The following is a 16,476-nucleotide window of genomic DNA, read 5'->3' as shown; positions in this document are numbered from 1 at the left end:
ACCTTGAAGAGCCTGCGTGGCAAACTTTCCGATCCTCATGCTGCACGACTGGAAGCTTCTTGGAAGTCGTCCGCCGCATGAATGGCAACCAGATCCGCCAGGATCAGTCTGAGTGCGTAAGCAGCTTGTTGAGGAACAACTCCGTTGCCCAGCGCCCGTAGTTGCGCGGTGCGCGGTATGTCGAGGTCGGTGACCCAACCGGCATCGAGGCCCATCATCCATTCGACGAACGCCGGGGACAGCCGGGCGCGGCCGCTCTTGCCGGGCTCGGTGGGATGTGGGGCGGCTAGTCCGCAGGTGGCCTCCCAACGTCGGATGGCCGGCCCGTAGATTCCCCAGTCGACCTGTGGCGCCACGCTGACGGCGCTTCGCTCCAGGTCTCGAGTTCGGTCGGCAGGATCCCCAGAGCGATCTCGACAGCCTGTTCCAGCCCGGGGCCAGATCTGTACACCGCCACCGCGGTCCGGCTGTTGCGGTTGCCACCCGCACGTGGTGTCGGCAAGAGGTGTACGACCGCCGGCAACGAGGTCGAATCGTCTTTCGATCGGCGCTGGCTGGGGCTGCCCTTCGTTCCTTCCGGCGTGTGTGGAGTCGGGAACAGGGGCACCACCTTCTGAGCGCGACCGGTATGGCCGGCTCGTGTGGTCGGCAGCAGCCTCACCGCGATTGACAGCGGCATGCCCATGCCGTTGCCGTTGATCTTCCTGTTCCGGTGTCGGGCCTGCCGCCGCAACCAGCCGACAGGGTCCTCTCCGTCGTTGGGATTGCTGTTCGTCGGAGTCGGCAGGAACGTCGTCACCGCATCGGGCAAGGTCACCTGATGCCCGCCTGCCCTGCGGAATTCCGGTGAGCAACCGGCCCGGCTGTCGTCGCTCGCTTGTGGAGTCGGTAGCAGCCGGACGGCATCGGTCAGCGTCGTGTTGGCCTGCTGCGCCGGCTTCATCGTTCGCATGACCGTCTTGCTCGCTGATGAACGGGCGTCCCCGACGGTCGGGGTCGGCAACCCCCGTGGTGAAGGTGCTTCCGGCAGGGTAAGCGACGAGAAAGACCCTGTCGCGTCGATGCGGCGCTCCGATGTCGGACGCACGAACGCTCGTCCAACACGCGTCATACCCGATTTCGGCCAGGTCGCCGAGTACGACGTCGAGGCCGCCCTTGCGCCAGCGGAGCGCGGCCACGTTTTCCACGACGAGGAGCGCCGGTCGTAGATGGCGAACGGCTGCGACGACCTGGTGCCACAGTCCACTGCGTGTTCCCTTCCTGATGCCGGCACCACGGCCGGCGGAACTGATGTCCTGGCAGGGAAAGCCGACGACGATAACGTCGACCGGCTCGACCTCTGTCCAGTCGGTGGTGGTGATGTCGCCGAGGTTGCGCACGCCCGGCATCCGGGCAGCGAGAATCGCGCTGACGTGCCGGTCCGGGTCGGCCACCCACGCGGTGCGGGCTCGCCCGAACGCGGCGATGACACCGAGGTCGAGACCACCGTAGCCAGTACACAACGAGCCGATCACCAGTTCACGGTCAAGGATCCGATGCTCCCTGCGATCTCTGGGGCGTGCCGTGCTCGAGCCGGCCCGGCGCCCGGCCGGGTGCCGGCTCATGCGGCCTCCCTGCCGACGTCGGTTTCCGGTTGCACTGGCCCCCACCGGAACCGGCTGTTGTAGACCGCCCAGTACACGGCCGGCTCGACCAGAACCTGGTGCCGTCGCTGTTGTGACCAGGTCCAGCATTCCGGTGGCTGATCCACTCCACGCAGCGTGCGACCCCGCACGACGTATCCCAGGTAGACGGGATTGTTCAGAATGGTGCGCACAGCCCCAGGACTCCACGCCCGCAGCCGGCCAGAGACCGGATCGGCTGGCCGCGGATGCTCCTGCTCGGTCAGAAGCCGGACCATGTCGCGCTCGCTGAGTTTGTCGTACAGGTACCAGGCGAAGATGAGCGCTACGACCGGGGCGCGCAGCTCATCGACGATCAGCCGGTGCCGCCAGCCGCCGCGGCCGGTTTCGGCTTCGACCCAGTGGTGTTCCAGGGTGTAGCCGTACGGCGCGGGTCCCAGCCACCAGCCATCTCGGGTGCGCTGCCGGAGCGCGGAACGCGACCGCCGAACCAGCTCACGCTGGTACCCGCGGACGGCCAGATAGCCGTTCATGTGCCAGTCGTCGTCTTCGTACGGGGCCGTCAGGAAATCGGCCAGGCCTTCACGCATCCGCCGCCACAGGCGCGGTGTTTCCGGTTCCCTCGCACGGTTCTTCAGGAAGGGGTACAGCGCGGGATCGTCTCGGCGTGAGGTCCGGCGCGGGCTGTCGCTCCGCTCGGGGGTGGTGGTCATGACGGTCCTCTCCTTGCAGCGAGTGGGTGGAGGTCGACACGCGGCGGACGCTGGCTGCGGCTTGTGCATCCCGGCTCGCGTCGCCGCAATCGCGGGCTGTGCGCCTGACGAGTGAGTGAATGTGTGCTCAGGCGGCGGCCGATGCCAGCCGTGTTTCGCGAGCCTCCGATTTGGTCGCTGCGGCACAGGCAGCGCCGGGGTGAGCTGGGTCAAAGCCGGATCACTGGCCTCGGGGTCGGCCCGGAACACCAGCACGGTGTGGTGCGCAGGCAGCGCGATCGGATGTCCGAGAGCGCGTTCCGCTCGACCGGCGGCGCGCCGCTGAGCGAGGGTCGCGCGGGTGTACGCACGTCGTCGCCGCACGGCGGCGGTGAGGGCCAGACAGCGGGCGATCGGTGCCAGCTCGGAGGCGCTGCCGATCTCGGCGATCTGGCTGGGAACGTCGAGCAGGTCATGCCGGATGGAATGGCGCTGCGGGGCACAGGTGATGACCACGTGCCCGCCGGGGCGCACCAGCGGCCGGTACTGCGACAACAGGCTCCGCAGCCGGTCCAGCGCACCATCGACATCGCCGTTCGAGCCGGCGGGGCGCAGGGTGGTCAGCAGGAGGTCGACGCGCCCGGTCAGTCCCGCTGTCGCCGCGGCTACGGCTGTGCCGGGGCGTCGGTCGAGTACGAGGACCATGCCGTCGACGAACACGCCGCCTGCCTTCGTGGCGGTCACGTTCGTCCGGGCCAGCCGCCACCATCGGCGCTGCCCGGTCAGCCCGATCGCGTGCCGCCCGGAGCGCAGCGCTTCGACGATGGTGGTCCCCGCTCCGCAGTCCGGGTCGAGCACCACGTCGCCGGGCCGGGTGAAGGCCGTGATGGCGTGGCGGGCGATCGCCGGAGCCATCAGTGCCGGGTCCGTGCCGGTCGCGTCGTGGTAGCCGCCCTCGTCCAACTGGGCCGCCACGCTGTCTGCTCCGGTTGGCCACACCGAGGCCACAACCGGCACCTCCGGTTGCTCCCCTACCGGCCGCAGAAACCGCTTGTCAGCACGCTCAGACATCCGAGGTCTCCGTCCTGTCGGCGACGTCGCCCTCCGGGGCGGCGAGAGGCGGCCGCCGGAACAGCACGAGGTCGTGGTGCACACGGCGCAGCGGCAGCGCCCCGGGGCCGTCTGTCCGCGGCGATCGACTACACGGGGCCGTGGCGGCTACCGTCCGCTTGGTAGCGGCGGGGCTGGCCAGCGGATCCGGTGTCGGCGCGGTGAGCACGGCGATGTGGTCGAGACACCGCAAACCGTGACTACCCAGTGTGTCCACCAAGACGGGGCACGGGTCAAGCAGCCGCCCACCGAGTAGGTCACTGTGCGTGACTACTGCGGTGAGGCCGCGTGGGGTGAGCAGGGCGCTCCAGTCGGTGTGACCGAGCCAGTCGGTGGCGTGCGGGTCGAGCGCGGTGATGATCAGATCGAACCCGCCACGGGGCCGGTCTCCGACGCGGTGACGAAGGTGTGCGGAGTCGGTGTCCGGGTCCGCCATCGGACACGGGCCGGGTCGACTGGGTCGGGGTCGCGACCCCGACCCAGCGCCGGCGTGCCGGAACGGGTCGGTGTGACCACTCGGGTAGTCCGGCGCGGGTGCCGCGGTCGCGGTATCGACGCCGCGGCCGAGGCGGGCGACGGTCCAGACTGCTTCGGCGAGTCCGGTGTACGGGTCGCCGTCGTCGGTTCGGCCGGGCGCGCGCGGCGACAGGTGCGGGGACGCCGGCGGGGTGAGGAGAAGGACACGGTCACCGGGACGGGTGTACGTCCTGACGAGGGTGAGAATCGCGCGGCCGAGCCAGCCGGCAAGCAGCGCGGTACCGGGCAGCGCCTCGGCATCGGCGAAAGGCCACAGAGTGCTCGGGCGCGCCGAGCGGATCCGTCCGGCGATGGCTGTCCGGGAGGGCGCGCGGCACCGGCCCTGGTCGATGCGCGCCGGGGCAGGCATCCGGTGATGCGGCCTCTGGTGAGGACGGCGGCCGGGCTCGTGGTGAGGCGTTGAGGTCATCGGTGGCCTTCCTCGCGGTGGTGTGGTGGCGTGGTCTGCCAAGTCACCCCAAGAGGCCGGTTTCGGGGCCGATTTTGGACACCAAGAATCCAAATTTTCCGACAAATTCTCAGCACGCCCCAAAATTCACCAAATTGAGCCACGCCTTCCACGCAAAAGGTCGCCTGCTCCTGCGAGGCAACGGGGCAAGAACGGCGCGAGTTGCCACTCGCAACTCCGTCACCGGCGACGGGCTCGACAGAATCTTTGGATGCCGCGACCTTGAGCCGCCGCGACTCGATCGCGCCGCGATCGTCGAGCTTGACGCTACTACGAAGCACTTAAAAGCGCAGTTCAACGGCTACTAAGGCCGATCTCAAGCGACCGGTGGAGCCTGGCTCGCACCACCTGCCCTGAATCCTTCCAGAAGCCTGTTTTAGTAGCGAATCTCAGCTACTAAGAAGATCATCCTTGTTCTTTTCTTGTCCTTTTCTTGTTGCCGTTCTGGCGTCCTGACGTGGTCGATGCAAGTGACTCGGATAGGAGCAAGGAAATGGCTGACGATGAGAGCGTGTCCGGCGTGATTCGCCACGATCACGAAGGGCACGACTGGCTGCCTCTGGACACGGCGCGCGATGCCTTCGGCTGGCTGGTGACCGGGCCGAAACCGATGGCCGTGCACGGCTCCAAGTTCGCCGGGTTGCCGCGGCGGCCGGTGCCGCTGGACGAGCTGCGGGACCGGGTGATGAGCAAGCAGTGCCCGCCGCGCACCCGCGACGACGTGTGGGCGCATCTGGTGCTGCGCTCGCGTGCTCACGGAGGCGCCTGGACGGTCGCCTGCGTCGGCATGGCGCTGCCCTCGCTGGCCGCCAGCGCGCGGTGGCTGGGCGCGCGGTACCGGGGCGATCGGGCCGACGCTCACGCGGCCGTGCTTACCGGGTTCGTTCATGCGCTGGCCACCGTGGACCTGACCGATCCCGGCATCGTCGTCCGGCTGCACTTCGCCGCGCGCCGCGCCGGGCAGGCGGCGCTGGAGGAGTCCCTCGACGCGCCGCCGCCCGTGGACACGGACTATCACTCCACTGCTCCCCGGCCGCCGTACGGGCACCCCGACCTGGTGCTCGCCCGCGCGGTCAGCGAGGGAGTCCTGACCCCGACCGAGGCGGACCTGATCTCGGCGACCCGGCTGGGCGAGGTGTCCCTGACCGCCTGGGGAGCGGAGCACCGGAGCGAGTTCTGGGCGACCTACAAAGTCCGCCAGCGAGCCGAACACCGACTCGTGTCGTGGCTGGCCGACCGCACCGGGGACCAGGACTCCGAGGACACCGTCTCCGGGGCCGCACTGTCCTCACTCGCCCTCGGCGAGAACAACCCGCATACCGACGCCGAGGGCGTCGTGTCACGGGCGGTAAGCGGCCGTCGTCGCAACGGGCGACCGGCCGGTTCGAAGAAATCTTCACGCTTGGTGTCCAAAAACGACCCGAAATCCGGCCTCTTGGGGTGCGGGGAGACCCCATCCGGTTCTCCGCGGACCGCCGAGCACGAGCCGACTTCGGAGGTGCGCCGATGCGCGTGACACCCCATCCCGAGACCCAGCAGACCACCGTGCCCTCACGCCTACGCGCGGCGAACGCACCTGATCAGACACAGCGCCGCGCGGACATCATCGAATGCTCGCGGCCGGTGGCACGCACGAGTGGCGCACGACCAGGTCGTCGGACCTCTCAACCGCCGTCCGCGCGCCGCATGATGTCCCGGTCAATCGCCGTGGTGGTCCTCAGCGCGGTCGTGCTCAGCGCGCTCACCGCGGATGTGGCGCAGGCATCAACGCAGGTTCTCGCGCTCGCGACCAGTGTCGATCAGGTCTTCACCAACATCCGCGACTGGCTGGTCGGGATCCTGGCCGGCCTGGCGACGGTGTTCCTGACCGTCGGCGGGGTCCGGTACCTGCTGGCCGGAGGCAACCCCGGCGAAACAGAGAAGGCAAAGGGGTGCTTCAGGAACGCAGCATGGGGCTACGGATTGGCGGCACTGGCGCCGCTCGCCGTGGAGATCCTGCGCGGGATTGTCGGGGCCTGAGGTCATGGCCAAGACCCGACGTCCCCGTGTGCTCGCACCCGATCGCGACGGGCCTGGCGTGCGCTCAGCGACCCGGGAGCACCAGGAGCGGGTCCTGCTCGCCCCACCCATCCCGGAAGGTCACGCTCGCGGTCCCCTGCGTCGGTTGGTGCAGCTGCTGCCTCTCGGCGTGGCCGTGGTGCTCGGCTGCCTGCTGACGGTCGGTGCGTGGGCCTCGCCCGAGAAGCTCGCGCCACACGACGCGCAGCAAGCCGCGGTCGCCGTCGCGCAGCAACCACCGCCCTTGCCCCTGCCGACCAACCCGCCGGGAACCACGTGCGCACCGGAGTCACCGGACCCGACGTGTCACTTCCCGACCGGGTCACCGCGTCCGCCAGCGCCGACGACCCCCTTGCCGCCAATCACCGAACTACCAGCACCGACAAGTTGTTTCCCCGGCCAGATCGGGTGCACACCCAGCGGCCCGAGCACTGCACCGCACACGAACACCACCACGCCGTGCACCGGAGAAGGCTGCATCCCGCAACCCAGCACTCCCCCGCCTGCCACAGCTCCGGTGCAGCCCGGTCCGGGAGGTGACGGTGACGACCCGGAATGCGGGATCACCAGCATTGAAGGCTGCATCAACAAGGCCATCAACGCGGTGTTTCGCGAGCTGGTCAAGTCCGCGCTCGACCCGCTTCTGAAGCTGCTGGGCGACACCGCGTTCACGACGCCGACGCTGGATTCGCTGCCCGGAGTGACGAACCTGTGGAACAACTCCTGGCTGATCGTGCTGGCCTGCTACAGCGGGCTGATCATGATCGGCGGGATCATCGTGATGTCGCACGAGTCGGTCCAGAGCCGCTACTCGATGAAGGAGATCGCGCCCCGGCTCATCGTCTCCTTCTTCGCCTCGATGCTGTCGCTGTTCGTCATCGACAAGGCGATCCGGCTCGCGAACGCGCTGTCGGCCGCGGTCCTGTCCGGCGGGGCCGATCCGCCCAAGCTCGGCGACAACCTCACCCAGTCGATCAACGGCACCTACTCCGCGATGGCCTCCGGCGGGCTGTTCGTCATCCTGCTGCAAGTCGTCCTGGTCATCGCGGTCATCGCGCTGCTGCTGGTCTACGTAGTGCGGGTCATCCTCACGCTGCTGCTGACCGCTTCCGCCCCGCTGTGGGTCGCCTGCCACGCGCTCCCCCACACCGACGGCATCGCCCGCTGGGGCTGGCGAGCAACGGGCGCCACGCTCGGCATTCAGATCGCCCAGTCCCTCGCACTGCTCGTCGCGGTCAACACCTTCGTCAACGGCAGCACGAAGCTGTTCAGCTCGGTCGGTGGCGGGCTGATGATGCTCTTCGCCGTCCTCGGGCTCCTCTACATCCTGTTCAAGATCCCGTTCTGGTTCCTCTCCACCACCAAGCTCGGCACCGGCCGCTCCTTCCTCGGCGGGCTGGCGCAGGCATACATCGCGGCAAAAACGTTCGGGATGGTCACCGGCAAGACCGGCGGGTTCAGCAAAGCCGGCGCCGGTGCCGGGAAGGGCGGCACAGGCGGCAGGGGCAGTGGCGGTGCTGCCGCCGATCCGCCATGGCCTCCCCAGCCGCGGATCGCGCCGACGCCGCATGCGGTTAACCGGCGGCTGCAGGCGGCCTACGACACCGACCGTGCCCGCGCGGCCCGGCAGACGCGCCCGCCCTCGCAGCGCCCGGAGTTTCTGCAGCCCGGTCCGCAGGAGACCACCCACGACCCGGCCGTCACCCCGGCCAACCAAGGACCCGTTATGCCCGAATTCAGTTACGCATCCAAGCCCGCTACTCCGGTCCCGCCGCCCGCCGGGCGCCGCCGCGGGCAGGCCGCGACGGCGCCCCGGTTCCAAGCTGCTGGTGCACCACGCCGAGCCGGTGATATCGCGCCCCCGGCTCGACCGGTCGCGGTGGCCGCGGTTCCGCCGCACTTGCGGTTCCAGCCGCCAACTCCGGAACTGTCCCACGTGTCCCGACCGGTCACGCCAACGCCCGCGCCACCCGCAGCACCGGTGTTCCGGGCTGCGCGACCGGAGCCGCGCATCGGGGACGCCCGCCCGCGTACCCCGTCCGTACCGCCACTCGCGTTCCGGGCGCCGACCCCGCCACCGAACTCCCCGCCCCGTCGAGGTGAAAAGTCATGACCCAGCCTGTGCGCATACCGTCTGATGTCGATCGCGAAGATCGCGTTCTGGCCAATCTCACCGCCCGACAGCTGGCGATCCTCGCGGTGACCGGGATCGTGCTCTACGGCGCCTGGACCCTAGCCCGCAACGCAGTACCCCTACCGATCTTCCTGATCGTCGCGATCCCGATCGGAGTCACCGCGGCGGTGCTGGCCTTGGGGCAGCGCGACGGCATGAGCCTCGACCGGCTCCTGTACGCGGCCATCCGCCAGCGGCTGCAACCCCGCCATCGAGTCGCCGCACCCGAGGGCATCCAGGCCGCCCCGGAGTGGCTGACCAGCCGCATCACCACGACCGATGCCACCGGTGTGGCGGGCGAGTCGGACGTATCTCCGGCGGCGCTGCGGCTACCCGCGGAAGGGGTCACCGAGGCCGGTGTCATCGACCTCGGCACTGACGGGGTCGCCATGGTCGCGGTGGCCAGCACGGTGAATTTCGCGCTCCGCACCCCAGGCGAGCAGGAGGCGTTAGTCGCGTCCTTCGGCCGATATCTGCACTCGATCTCCGCACCGGTGCAAGTGCTCATCCGAGCCGAACGGCTGGACCTGAGCAGGCAGATCAACGACCTGCGCGAAGCCGCACCCGGCCTGCCGCACCCCATGCTCGAAGCGGCGGCCCGGGAGCACGCGACCTATCTCGACCAGTTGCGCCGCTCCACGGATCTGTTGCGCCGCCAGGTTCTGCTGGTGCTCCGCGAGCCGGTCCGCGCGAGCGGGCCGACCGACGGGCTCGGCGGCGCGTCCCCGTTTGCCGCGCTGCGGGCTCGGCGCGCCCGCAGCCGGGACGACGAGGTCACCGACACCGCGCGGCGCTCGGCGGAAACCCGGCTCGTGCGGCGGTTGGGGGAGGCGACCGAACTGCTCGCCCCCGCGGGGATCACGGTCACTCCGTTGGACGCGGGCCAGGCCACCGCCGTGCTAGCCACCGCGTGTAACCCCGACAGCCTGATCCCGCCCTCGACGGGGCTGGCCGGCGCGGACGAAGTGATCACCACCGCTGCCACCGCCCCCTACGACGGGCCGCCAGTCCATCACCGAAGCACGGGCACCCGGGGCGGGCGCGACAGCGTGTCGCCGGAGTCGTCGGCCCTGGATGAATGGGAGGGCGGCGACCTATGAGCAGGAACCTCGGCCGTACTCGAGACCGCGGGACGCGGCACGCGAAAGCACCATTGGGCAGGGCTAGTGCGTTCACCCCGGACTCGCTGTCGGTCGCGCCCCGGCACCTTGAGATCGGTGGCGAATGGGTCGCGTCCTTCGCGATCACCGGCTATCCGCGCGAAGTCCACGCAGGATGGTTACAGCCGCTGCTGTCCTATCCCGGCCGTGTCGATGTGTCGCTGCACATCGAACCGATCGATCCCGTCACCGCCGCCAACCGGCTCAAGCGCCAGCTGTCCAAATTGGAGTCGGGGCGGCGACACACCTCGGAGAAGGGACGGTTGCTTGACCCGATGGTCGAGGCCGCCACCGAGGACGCCTACGACCTCTCGGCCCGCGTCGCGAGAGGCGAAGGAAAGTTGTACCGGCTCGGCTTGTATCTGACCGTGCACGCCAGCAGCGAAGCGGATCTCACCGAACAGGTCGCCGCAGTGCGGGCGCTCGCGGCGTCGTTGCTGATGAACGCTCAGCCGACCGCCTACCGGTCGTTACAGGGCTGGGTGTCCACCCTGCCGCTGGCCCTGGATCTCATCGGCATGCGCCGCACCTTCGACACCAGCGCTCTGGCAGCCGCGTTCCCCTTCACCTCACCGGACCTTCCACCAGCCGACCCGACCAGTGTCGCCGCACCGGCCGGTGTGCTGTACGGGTTCAACGTCGGTAGCCAGGGTTTGGTGCACTGGGACCGCTTTTCCGCAGACAACTACAACGCGGTGGCACTCCGGCGGTCCGGCGCGGGCAAGTCCTACCTGGTGAAGCTGGAAACCCTGCGCAGCCTCTACCGCGGGGGCGAGGTGTCCATCATCGACCCCGAGGACGAGTACCGGCGGCTCTGCGAGGCCATCGGCGGCACCTACCTCCGTCTCGGCGACCCGGATGTCCGCATCAACCCGCTCGACCTACCGATCGCTATCAGGCCGGACGGGCGTCGCACCGCACCCAAGGACGCCCTGACGCGCCGGGCTCTGTTCCTGCACACCGTCATCGGAGTGCTGCTCGGCACCGAGCTGTCCGCACAGCAACGCGCCGTTCTCGACCGGGCGATCATGGCCATCTACCAGCAGGCCGGGATCACCAGCGACCCGCGGACCTGGGGCCGGCAGGCGCCACTGCTGGCCGATCTCGCCGCGATCCTCACCGGCACCGCGGACCCGGTCGCGGCGGACTTGGGCGCCCGGCTGCACCCGTTCGCCGAGGGCGCGTTCTCCACCATGTTCTCCGGACCGACCACCACCAGGGCCGAGGGCCACCTGACCGTGTTCAGCCTGCGTGACCTGCCCGACGAACTCCGGCCGATCGGCACGCTGCTCACGCTGGACACGGTGTGGCGGCGGGTGTCCAACCCGGCCATCCGACGACCGCGGCTGATCACGGTCGACGAGGCATGGCTGCTCATGCAGGACCCTGCCGGGGCGCGTTTTCTTCACCGCATGGCCAAAGCAGCCCGGAAACACTGGGCGGGCTTGACGATCGCGACCCAAGATGTCGGCGACGTCCTCGGCACCGAGCTGGGTAAGGCGATCATCGCGAACGCGGCTACGCAGATCCTCCTACGCCAAGCGCCGCAAGCGATCGACGAGATCGTGGCAACCTTCAACCTGTCCGAAGGCGAGAAGCAGTTCCTTATTTCCGCGGACAAGGGACAAGGTCTGCTCTCGACCGGGACACAGAGAGTCGCGTTCCAGTCGCTGGCGTCTCCGCAGGAAAACGCGCTCATTACAACAGACCCGAAGTTCCTCGCAACTCTTCAGGATTCCGGAACGAACTCAGGGTGGGTTGAGCTGTGACGACAGTAACTGAGCCCTGGAGTTCGCGAACTCGGCGAACGACCGCTCAGCCTCAATCAGCTGGCACGGCAATCCCCCACCGGGCAGAGTGCCTGACTCGTCGAACGCCTCCGTGGACGGTGCGCCTGCCAAATGGCTTCCATGTCGATGGCGCCGATCGCATCCCGCATCGCTGTAAAGGCGTTGTCGGAATACCGGCGCTGACGAAATGAATCGAGCTCAACAAGGTGGCTATATGGGCCGTCTTCGTCAAGCCCAAGGTGTTGACGCAGTGCCGCGCTGCGGGGCCCGCTGAGCCCCACCGCCGAGGCGAGTTTGCTAGGCGACCTGTGATACTTCTTCAGAAGGTCCACCTCGCGAATCGCTGCAGCTGGAACAGATTCGTCTGCGACATACCTGACCGGCGCGCCTTGTTTCTGGGCGAAATGGACCGTGAGCGTCAGTCCTGCCCGTCAACGGTCGTTGCGATATCCTCCAGTCGCGGGAAGACGTGTTCACGGGAGTCGCCGCTGCGGACACCGCGCTCGACCCGGGTTACGTCCTTATTGGATACTCTGGTGTCGGGTTCGACGTGAGCTTCCATCGCCAGCAAAGTTCGTATGCGCGCTCGCGCTTCGTGCCCTGCGCGCCGCCCCGGCTGCAACAGCGCTCTGATCTGGCTGTACTCCGCATCGAGCACTAGTGCCAGATCGCGAGGCGGATCGACCGACACCGGCAGCACTCTCGTGGGCAGATACGTAGCCAATCGATCAGCGAACACGCGCTGGAGGACATCGTCGAACAGCGTCACCCCAGCCCTCGCGTGCAGATAAAGGATCTGTTCCGGAACAACGTTGAACCAGTGCTGTTCGTCGTCGCGTATCGCGTCAATCGCACGGAGGGCGCCAGCGTCAGCGTCCTCAAGTTTGATGATGTTGTTCCCCATGGCGAGGCGGACACATTTGTCGAAACCAATGGACCGACCAGTTCCTCTATCGAGCACATTCTTCTCGCCGGTCTGCACAAGAGCCGCCTTGAGCAGCATCTCGAACGCGTGTTGCAGGTGCAGCAGAACGCGAGTCACCCGGCCGGTGTCGTGAGGCGAGTTGAACGCTTCGACCGCGCAGGTCAGCGAGGCAACGGCTTTACCCTTCAGCACCCGGCTCTGTTGCTTGAGCTTCATCGCTCCTCCTGGCCCGCGTGTCGCGTCCGTTGTGGATGCAGTCGGGATTATGAGCGAAGGCGTTTCACGGCGAGATCATTGCGGCATCGTTTCGTAACGGGCGACACCGGGTGATCGACGGTGGCGGTGTAGCGGTAGGCACCGGCGACGGAGAGGCCGAACAGGCCGCAGATGCGGCGGACGTCGCCGCGGCTGGCGTGGGCTTCGTCGAGGATGCGGTCCTGGCGGATGGCTTGGGCGTTCATACCGAGGCGTTTGCGAATCCGGTACGGGGTGACCGGTCGAGTGGTGTTGGCGTTGCGGTAGTGGATGAACAGGTGCGGGTTGGCGGTATTTGGCCACGATCGTTGTCTGCAGGTCAGGTAGGCGGTCAGTCGCAGCCGGACGGGGACCGCCAGCGGAATAACACGATCGTCGACCTGCAGTCGGCCGTCCCGCAGGTCGGCCAGCTGCAGGGCACACAGTTGCCAGATGCGGATGGCATGGAAGGCCAGCAACGCCGCCAACGCGGCGCGGGTTGGCTCGGCAGAGTTCAGCGCGGCACGAACGGCGGACAGGTCGATCGGCGCCGAGACCTCCTGGTGGGGCACGGGGACGCTGATGCGGGCAGTCGGGTTGACGAAGGTGAGCTGGCGAGCCTTGAGCACGCGGAGGATCGACCGCAGGCCCTGCAGGGTGCAGGAGCGCGGGGAACCGCTCGGCGGGAGTGCGTTGAGGACGTCGTCATGGCTGATCTCGCGCAGCGAGGTGTGCTCCCGTGCCCAAAGCCGGAGGGCTGGCAGAGCAAAGGCCAGTTGCGATCGGACGGTGCGGTCGGAGCGGGGCCGGAACGGGGCGGTTTCGAACTGGCGTGGCGGGCGATGTCGAACCAGACGGTCAGCTCGCGGCGCATCTCGGCGGGCAATGTACTGATCTGGACAGTGAACCACCGCACCACCGCCGGGCTATGGGCAGACGGCGGCTGTCGCAGTGGCAGGCCGAGATCGACGCCGGACGGGCACACAAGCGGCGCCGTCACCTGCGACTCGTGCCCAACGACCCGTCCGCTCCTGCCCCGATGCCGGAAGGCCAACCGAGCACGGAAGACGCCGAGCGATACACGGCCTGAATCCGTGTCCTTTTGACTTTTCCTTGCGAGAGAGGATTTCTGATGTCATCCACTCAGTCTGTTGTCGCTTCGGCGAGGTTGCTTGCGTCACCATTGCAGGACTACCTCCGCGATCCCGGTGCCGCAGTGCGTGCTGTCGTCGCGGCATTGCGGGACTTCGCACTGTCCTGGGGGCCACTCGTCGGGCCGGCCGTTGCGCTTGCGGTGGCTGGCGTCGCGGTCGGGCGACGGTGGTGGGCGCGCCGGTGCCATGACCGGATGGCCGCCGACGCCCGGGTGGTCACGGTGCTGGCTCCGCCCACGGTCGATCCGGACGGCGCGGCGGCCTTGTACTCCAATCTGGTCGGGTTGTTGCGGTCCGGCTGGAAACGGCGGATGCGCGGCCAGCCGCACATTGTGTGGGAGTATGTGTTTTCCCATGTCGGGGTCGCTCTGCGGCTGTGGCTGCCGGGCGTCGTGCCGCCCGGCATGGCCGAACGCGCCATCGAGGCCGCCTGGCCCGGCGCGCACACCCGGACCACACCGGCCAAGCCGCCGATCCCCTTGTCCAATCCGCCGGGCAAAGCGGTCGAGACCGTGGGCGGCGAACTGCGCCTGGCCCGCAGCGAGGCACTGCCCATCCGGTCGGACTTCCCCACTGATCCCGTCCGCGCTTTGCTGGGTGCCCCGGTCGGCATGGCCACCCACGAACGTGCCGTGGTGCAGGTCCTCGCGCGCCCGGTCACCGGCGCGCGTGTCCGCAAAGCCCGCCGAGCCGCCCGCCGGGTCCGCACGGGCAGCTCGGTCCGGCTGGCCGGACGCCTCCTGGACCTGCTCACCCCGCACACCGGATCGCGCAAGTCCAGCACGACCGCGAAACAGTCGGTCGTCGACCACCAGACCTCGCTGGAGAACTCCGCACAGGACCGGGTCATCGTGGCTAAGCAGCGCAGCTCCCAGTACGAGACCCGGATCCGGTATGCCGTGGCCACCCTGGTCGACGAGCACGCGACCAGCACGGAGCGGGTCCCGGTGCGTGAACACTTACGGGGACGCGGGCATGCCATCGCCAGCGCGTTCGCGGCCTACAGCGAACACAACTACTACCGCCGCGTCCGGCTCACCAACTCCATCCGGGCCGTGGCCGAACGACGCCTCACCTCCGGTGATCTGCTCTCGATCGCCGAGCTGGCCGCGCTCGCGCACGTCCCGACCGACGAGGCCGTGCCCGGCTTGCAGCGTGCCGGAGCCAAAGCGGTGCCGCCGCCACCGGGGATCGCCACCGAGGGCCCTGGAGTGAAACCGATCGGGATCACCGACTCCGGCCACTCCCGGCCGGTGGGGCTGCGCGTCGCCGACGCTCGCCATCATCTGCACATCCTGGGCGCGACCGGGTCAGGCAAGTCCGAGCTGATGGCCCGGATGATCCTCGACGACGCCGACGCCGGCCGTGGACTGGTCGTCATCGATCCCAAGGGAGACCTGGTCGCCGACACCCTCATGCGGCTGCCCGCACGGCTCGGGGACAAGGTCGTGCTCTTCGACGCCGACAGCCACTCCCGCCCGCCGGTGCTCAACCCGCTCGAAGGCGACGACACCGCCCGCACGGTGGACAACCTGGTCTCGATCTTCTCCCACGTTTACGCCTCCAGCTGGGGACCGCGCACCGAGGACATCCTGCGCTCGGGGCTGCTGACCCTGCGCGAGCTGCCCGGAACGCCCACGCTGACGGACCTGCCGAAATTGTTGACGGTGCCCGCGTTCCGGCAGCGTGCGCTCGAACAGATCTCTGACGACGTCCTGACCGGCTTCTGGCACTGGTACGACGATCTGTCCGACGCCAGCCGGGCACAGGTCGTCGCGCCACTGATGAACAAGCTCCGCGGCCTGCTGCTGCGCCCGTTCGTGCGGGCATCCCTCGCCGGTGGCGAATCCACCGTGGACATGGACGCGGTACTCGACGGCGGAATCTGCCTGGTGCGCCTGGGCAAGGACGCACTCGGGATGGACACCGCGCGGCTGATCGGCTCGATCGTCGTGGCTCGGACATGGCAAGCCGCGACCCGTCGTGCCCGGATTCCGCAGCGCGACCGGCACGATGCCTCGCTCTACATCGACGAGTGCCACAACTTCCTCAATCTGGCGTACCCGATGGAAGACATGCTCGCCGAAGCCCGGGGTTACCGGATGTCGATGACGCTCGCGCACCAGTACCTGCGGCAGCTGCCGCGCGAACTGGAAGAAGGCATCAGCACCAACGCCCGCTCGAAGATCATTTTCTCGGCGTCGCCCGAAGACGCTCGCCACTTGGCCCGACACACCGCGCCCCGGCTCTCCGAACACGATCTCGCCAATCTCGGGCGATTCCACATCGCCGCGCGGCTGGTGCTCGACAGCGAGGAAGCTCCCCCGTTCACCGCGGTCACCAAGAAGCTTCCGCCCGCGATTCCCGGACGCGCTAAGGAGATCCGTCGCCTCGCGCTCGTGAACACCGAGCCTCCAAACACGCCCGAGCCCGCCGAGAACGTCGAGCCGGCGGCGTTCGATCCGCGCCGCGCGGCCTGACCCCACTCAGCTTTTCCGTCTACCCGCAGGGCGTTCTTTTGCGTCCTGCGAGTACTGGTGAACGTGCGCTATTCGCATCATGCAGTATTCCTT

General features: G+C 68.4%; 11 protein-coding genes. 6 read left to right on the top strand and 5 right to left on the bottom strand.

Annotated features, from left to right (window positions below; translation table 11 throughout):
- Nucleotides 1-35: 35 nt before the first annotated feature.
- From ACM6LR_RS12720 to ACM6LR_RS12710, 3 genes are all read right to left on the bottom strand, one after another.
- Nucleotides 36-1,604 carry a DNA cytosine methyltransferase gene (locus ACM6LR_RS12720; protein WP_414943859.1) on the bottom strand — a complete coding sequence of 523 codons (1,569 nt, stop codon included), beginning with the start codon at nucleotides 1,602-1,604 and terminating at the stop codon, nucleotides 36-38.
- Nucleotides 1,601-3,289, bottom strand: a complete 1,689-nt coding sequence (locus ACM6LR_RS12715) for a recombinase family protein (protein WP_414943858.1) — start codon at nucleotides 3,287-3,289, stop codon at nucleotides 1,601-1,603. The genes ACM6LR_RS12720 and ACM6LR_RS12715 overlap by 4 nt, the downstream gene beginning before the upstream one ends.
- 88 nt (nucleotides 3,290-3,377) lie before the next feature.
- Complete coding sequence (locus tag ACM6LR_RS12710; RefSeq protein ID WP_414943857.1) at nucleotides 3,378-4,370, bottom strand: hypothetical protein; 993 nt, start codon at nucleotides 4,368-4,370, stop codon at nucleotides 3,378-3,380.
- A gap of 532 nt (nucleotides 4,371-4,902) precedes the next feature.
- On the opposite strand from ACM6LR_RS12710, the gene ACM6LR_RS12705 reads away from it, so the two are divergent.
- The 5 genes from ACM6LR_RS12705 (at nucleotide 4,903) to ACM6LR_RS12685 (ending at nucleotide 11,569) form a co-directional block, all read left to right on the top strand.
- On the top strand, nucleotides 4,903-5,925 hold the full coding sequence (locus tag ACM6LR_RS12705) for a hypothetical protein (protein WP_414943856.1): 1,023 nt from the start codon (nucleotides 4,903-4,905) through the stop codon (nucleotides 5,923-5,925).
- Entirely contained in the window at nucleotides 5,916-6,428 is a 513-nt protein-coding gene (locus tag ACM6LR_RS12700) for a pilin (protein WP_414943855.1), read from the top strand. The genes ACM6LR_RS12705 and ACM6LR_RS12700 overlap by 10 nt, the downstream gene beginning before the upstream one ends.
- A gap of 148 nt (nucleotides 6,429-6,576) precedes the next feature.
- Entirely contained in the window at nucleotides 6,577-8,580 is a 2,004-nt protein-coding gene (locus ACM6LR_RS12695; RefSeq protein WP_414943854.1) for a hypothetical protein, read from the top strand.
- On the top strand, nucleotides 8,577-9,740 hold the full coding sequence (locus ACM6LR_RS12690) for a PrgI family protein (RefSeq protein ID WP_414943853.1): 1,164 nt from the start codon (nucleotides 8,577-8,579) through the stop codon (nucleotides 9,738-9,740). The genes ACM6LR_RS12695 and ACM6LR_RS12690 overlap by 4 nt, the downstream gene beginning before the upstream one ends.
- Nucleotides 9,737-11,569 (top strand): VirB4 family type IV secretion system protein, encoded by a 1,833-nt coding sequence (locus tag ACM6LR_RS12685; RefSeq protein ID WP_414943852.1) that lies wholly within the window; start codon nucleotides 9,737-9,739, stop codon nucleotides 11,567-11,569. Before ACM6LR_RS12690 ends, ACM6LR_RS12685 begins: the two co-directional genes overlap by 4 nt.
- Before the next feature lie 439 nt (nucleotides 11,570-12,008).
- Here the strand turns inward: ACM6LR_RS12685 and ACM6LR_RS12680 are convergent, their stop codons facing one another.
- Both ACM6LR_RS12680 and ACM6LR_RS12675 read right to left on the bottom strand, forming a co-directional pair.
- Nucleotides 12,009-12,731: a DUF3644 domain-containing protein gene (locus ACM6LR_RS12680; RefSeq protein ID WP_414943851.1), complete on the bottom strand. Its 723-nt coding sequence runs from the start codon at nucleotides 12,729-12,731 to the stop codon at nucleotides 12,009-12,011.
- A 47-nt stretch (nucleotides 12,732-12,778) separates the two neighbouring features.
- On the bottom strand, nucleotides 12,779-13,378 hold the full coding sequence (locus ACM6LR_RS12675) for a hypothetical protein (RefSeq protein WP_414943850.1): 600 nt from the start codon (nucleotides 13,376-13,378) through the stop codon (nucleotides 12,779-12,781).
- Between the two features lie 503 nt (nucleotides 13,379-13,881).
- Between ACM6LR_RS12675 and ACM6LR_RS12670 the strand changes: the two genes are divergently transcribed.
- A complete protein-coding gene (locus ACM6LR_RS12670; RefSeq protein ID WP_414943849.1) occupies nucleotides 13,882-16,383 on the top strand; it encodes a type IV secretory system conjugative DNA transfer family protein in 2,502 nt (833 codons plus the stop codon).
- The last annotated feature ends 93 nt before the right edge of the window (nucleotides 16,384-16,476 follow it).

The sequence above is a fragment of the Amycolatopsis sp. cmx-11-32 genome (assembly GCF_047608695.1).
In the GTDB taxonomy this organism is placed as follows: domain Bacteria; phylum Actinomycetota; class Actinomycetes; order Mycobacteriales; family Pseudonocardiaceae; genus Amycolatopsis.
The sequence above is the reverse complement of the archived record's forward strand: the minus strand, read 5'-3'. Positions and strand labels throughout refer to the sequence as shown.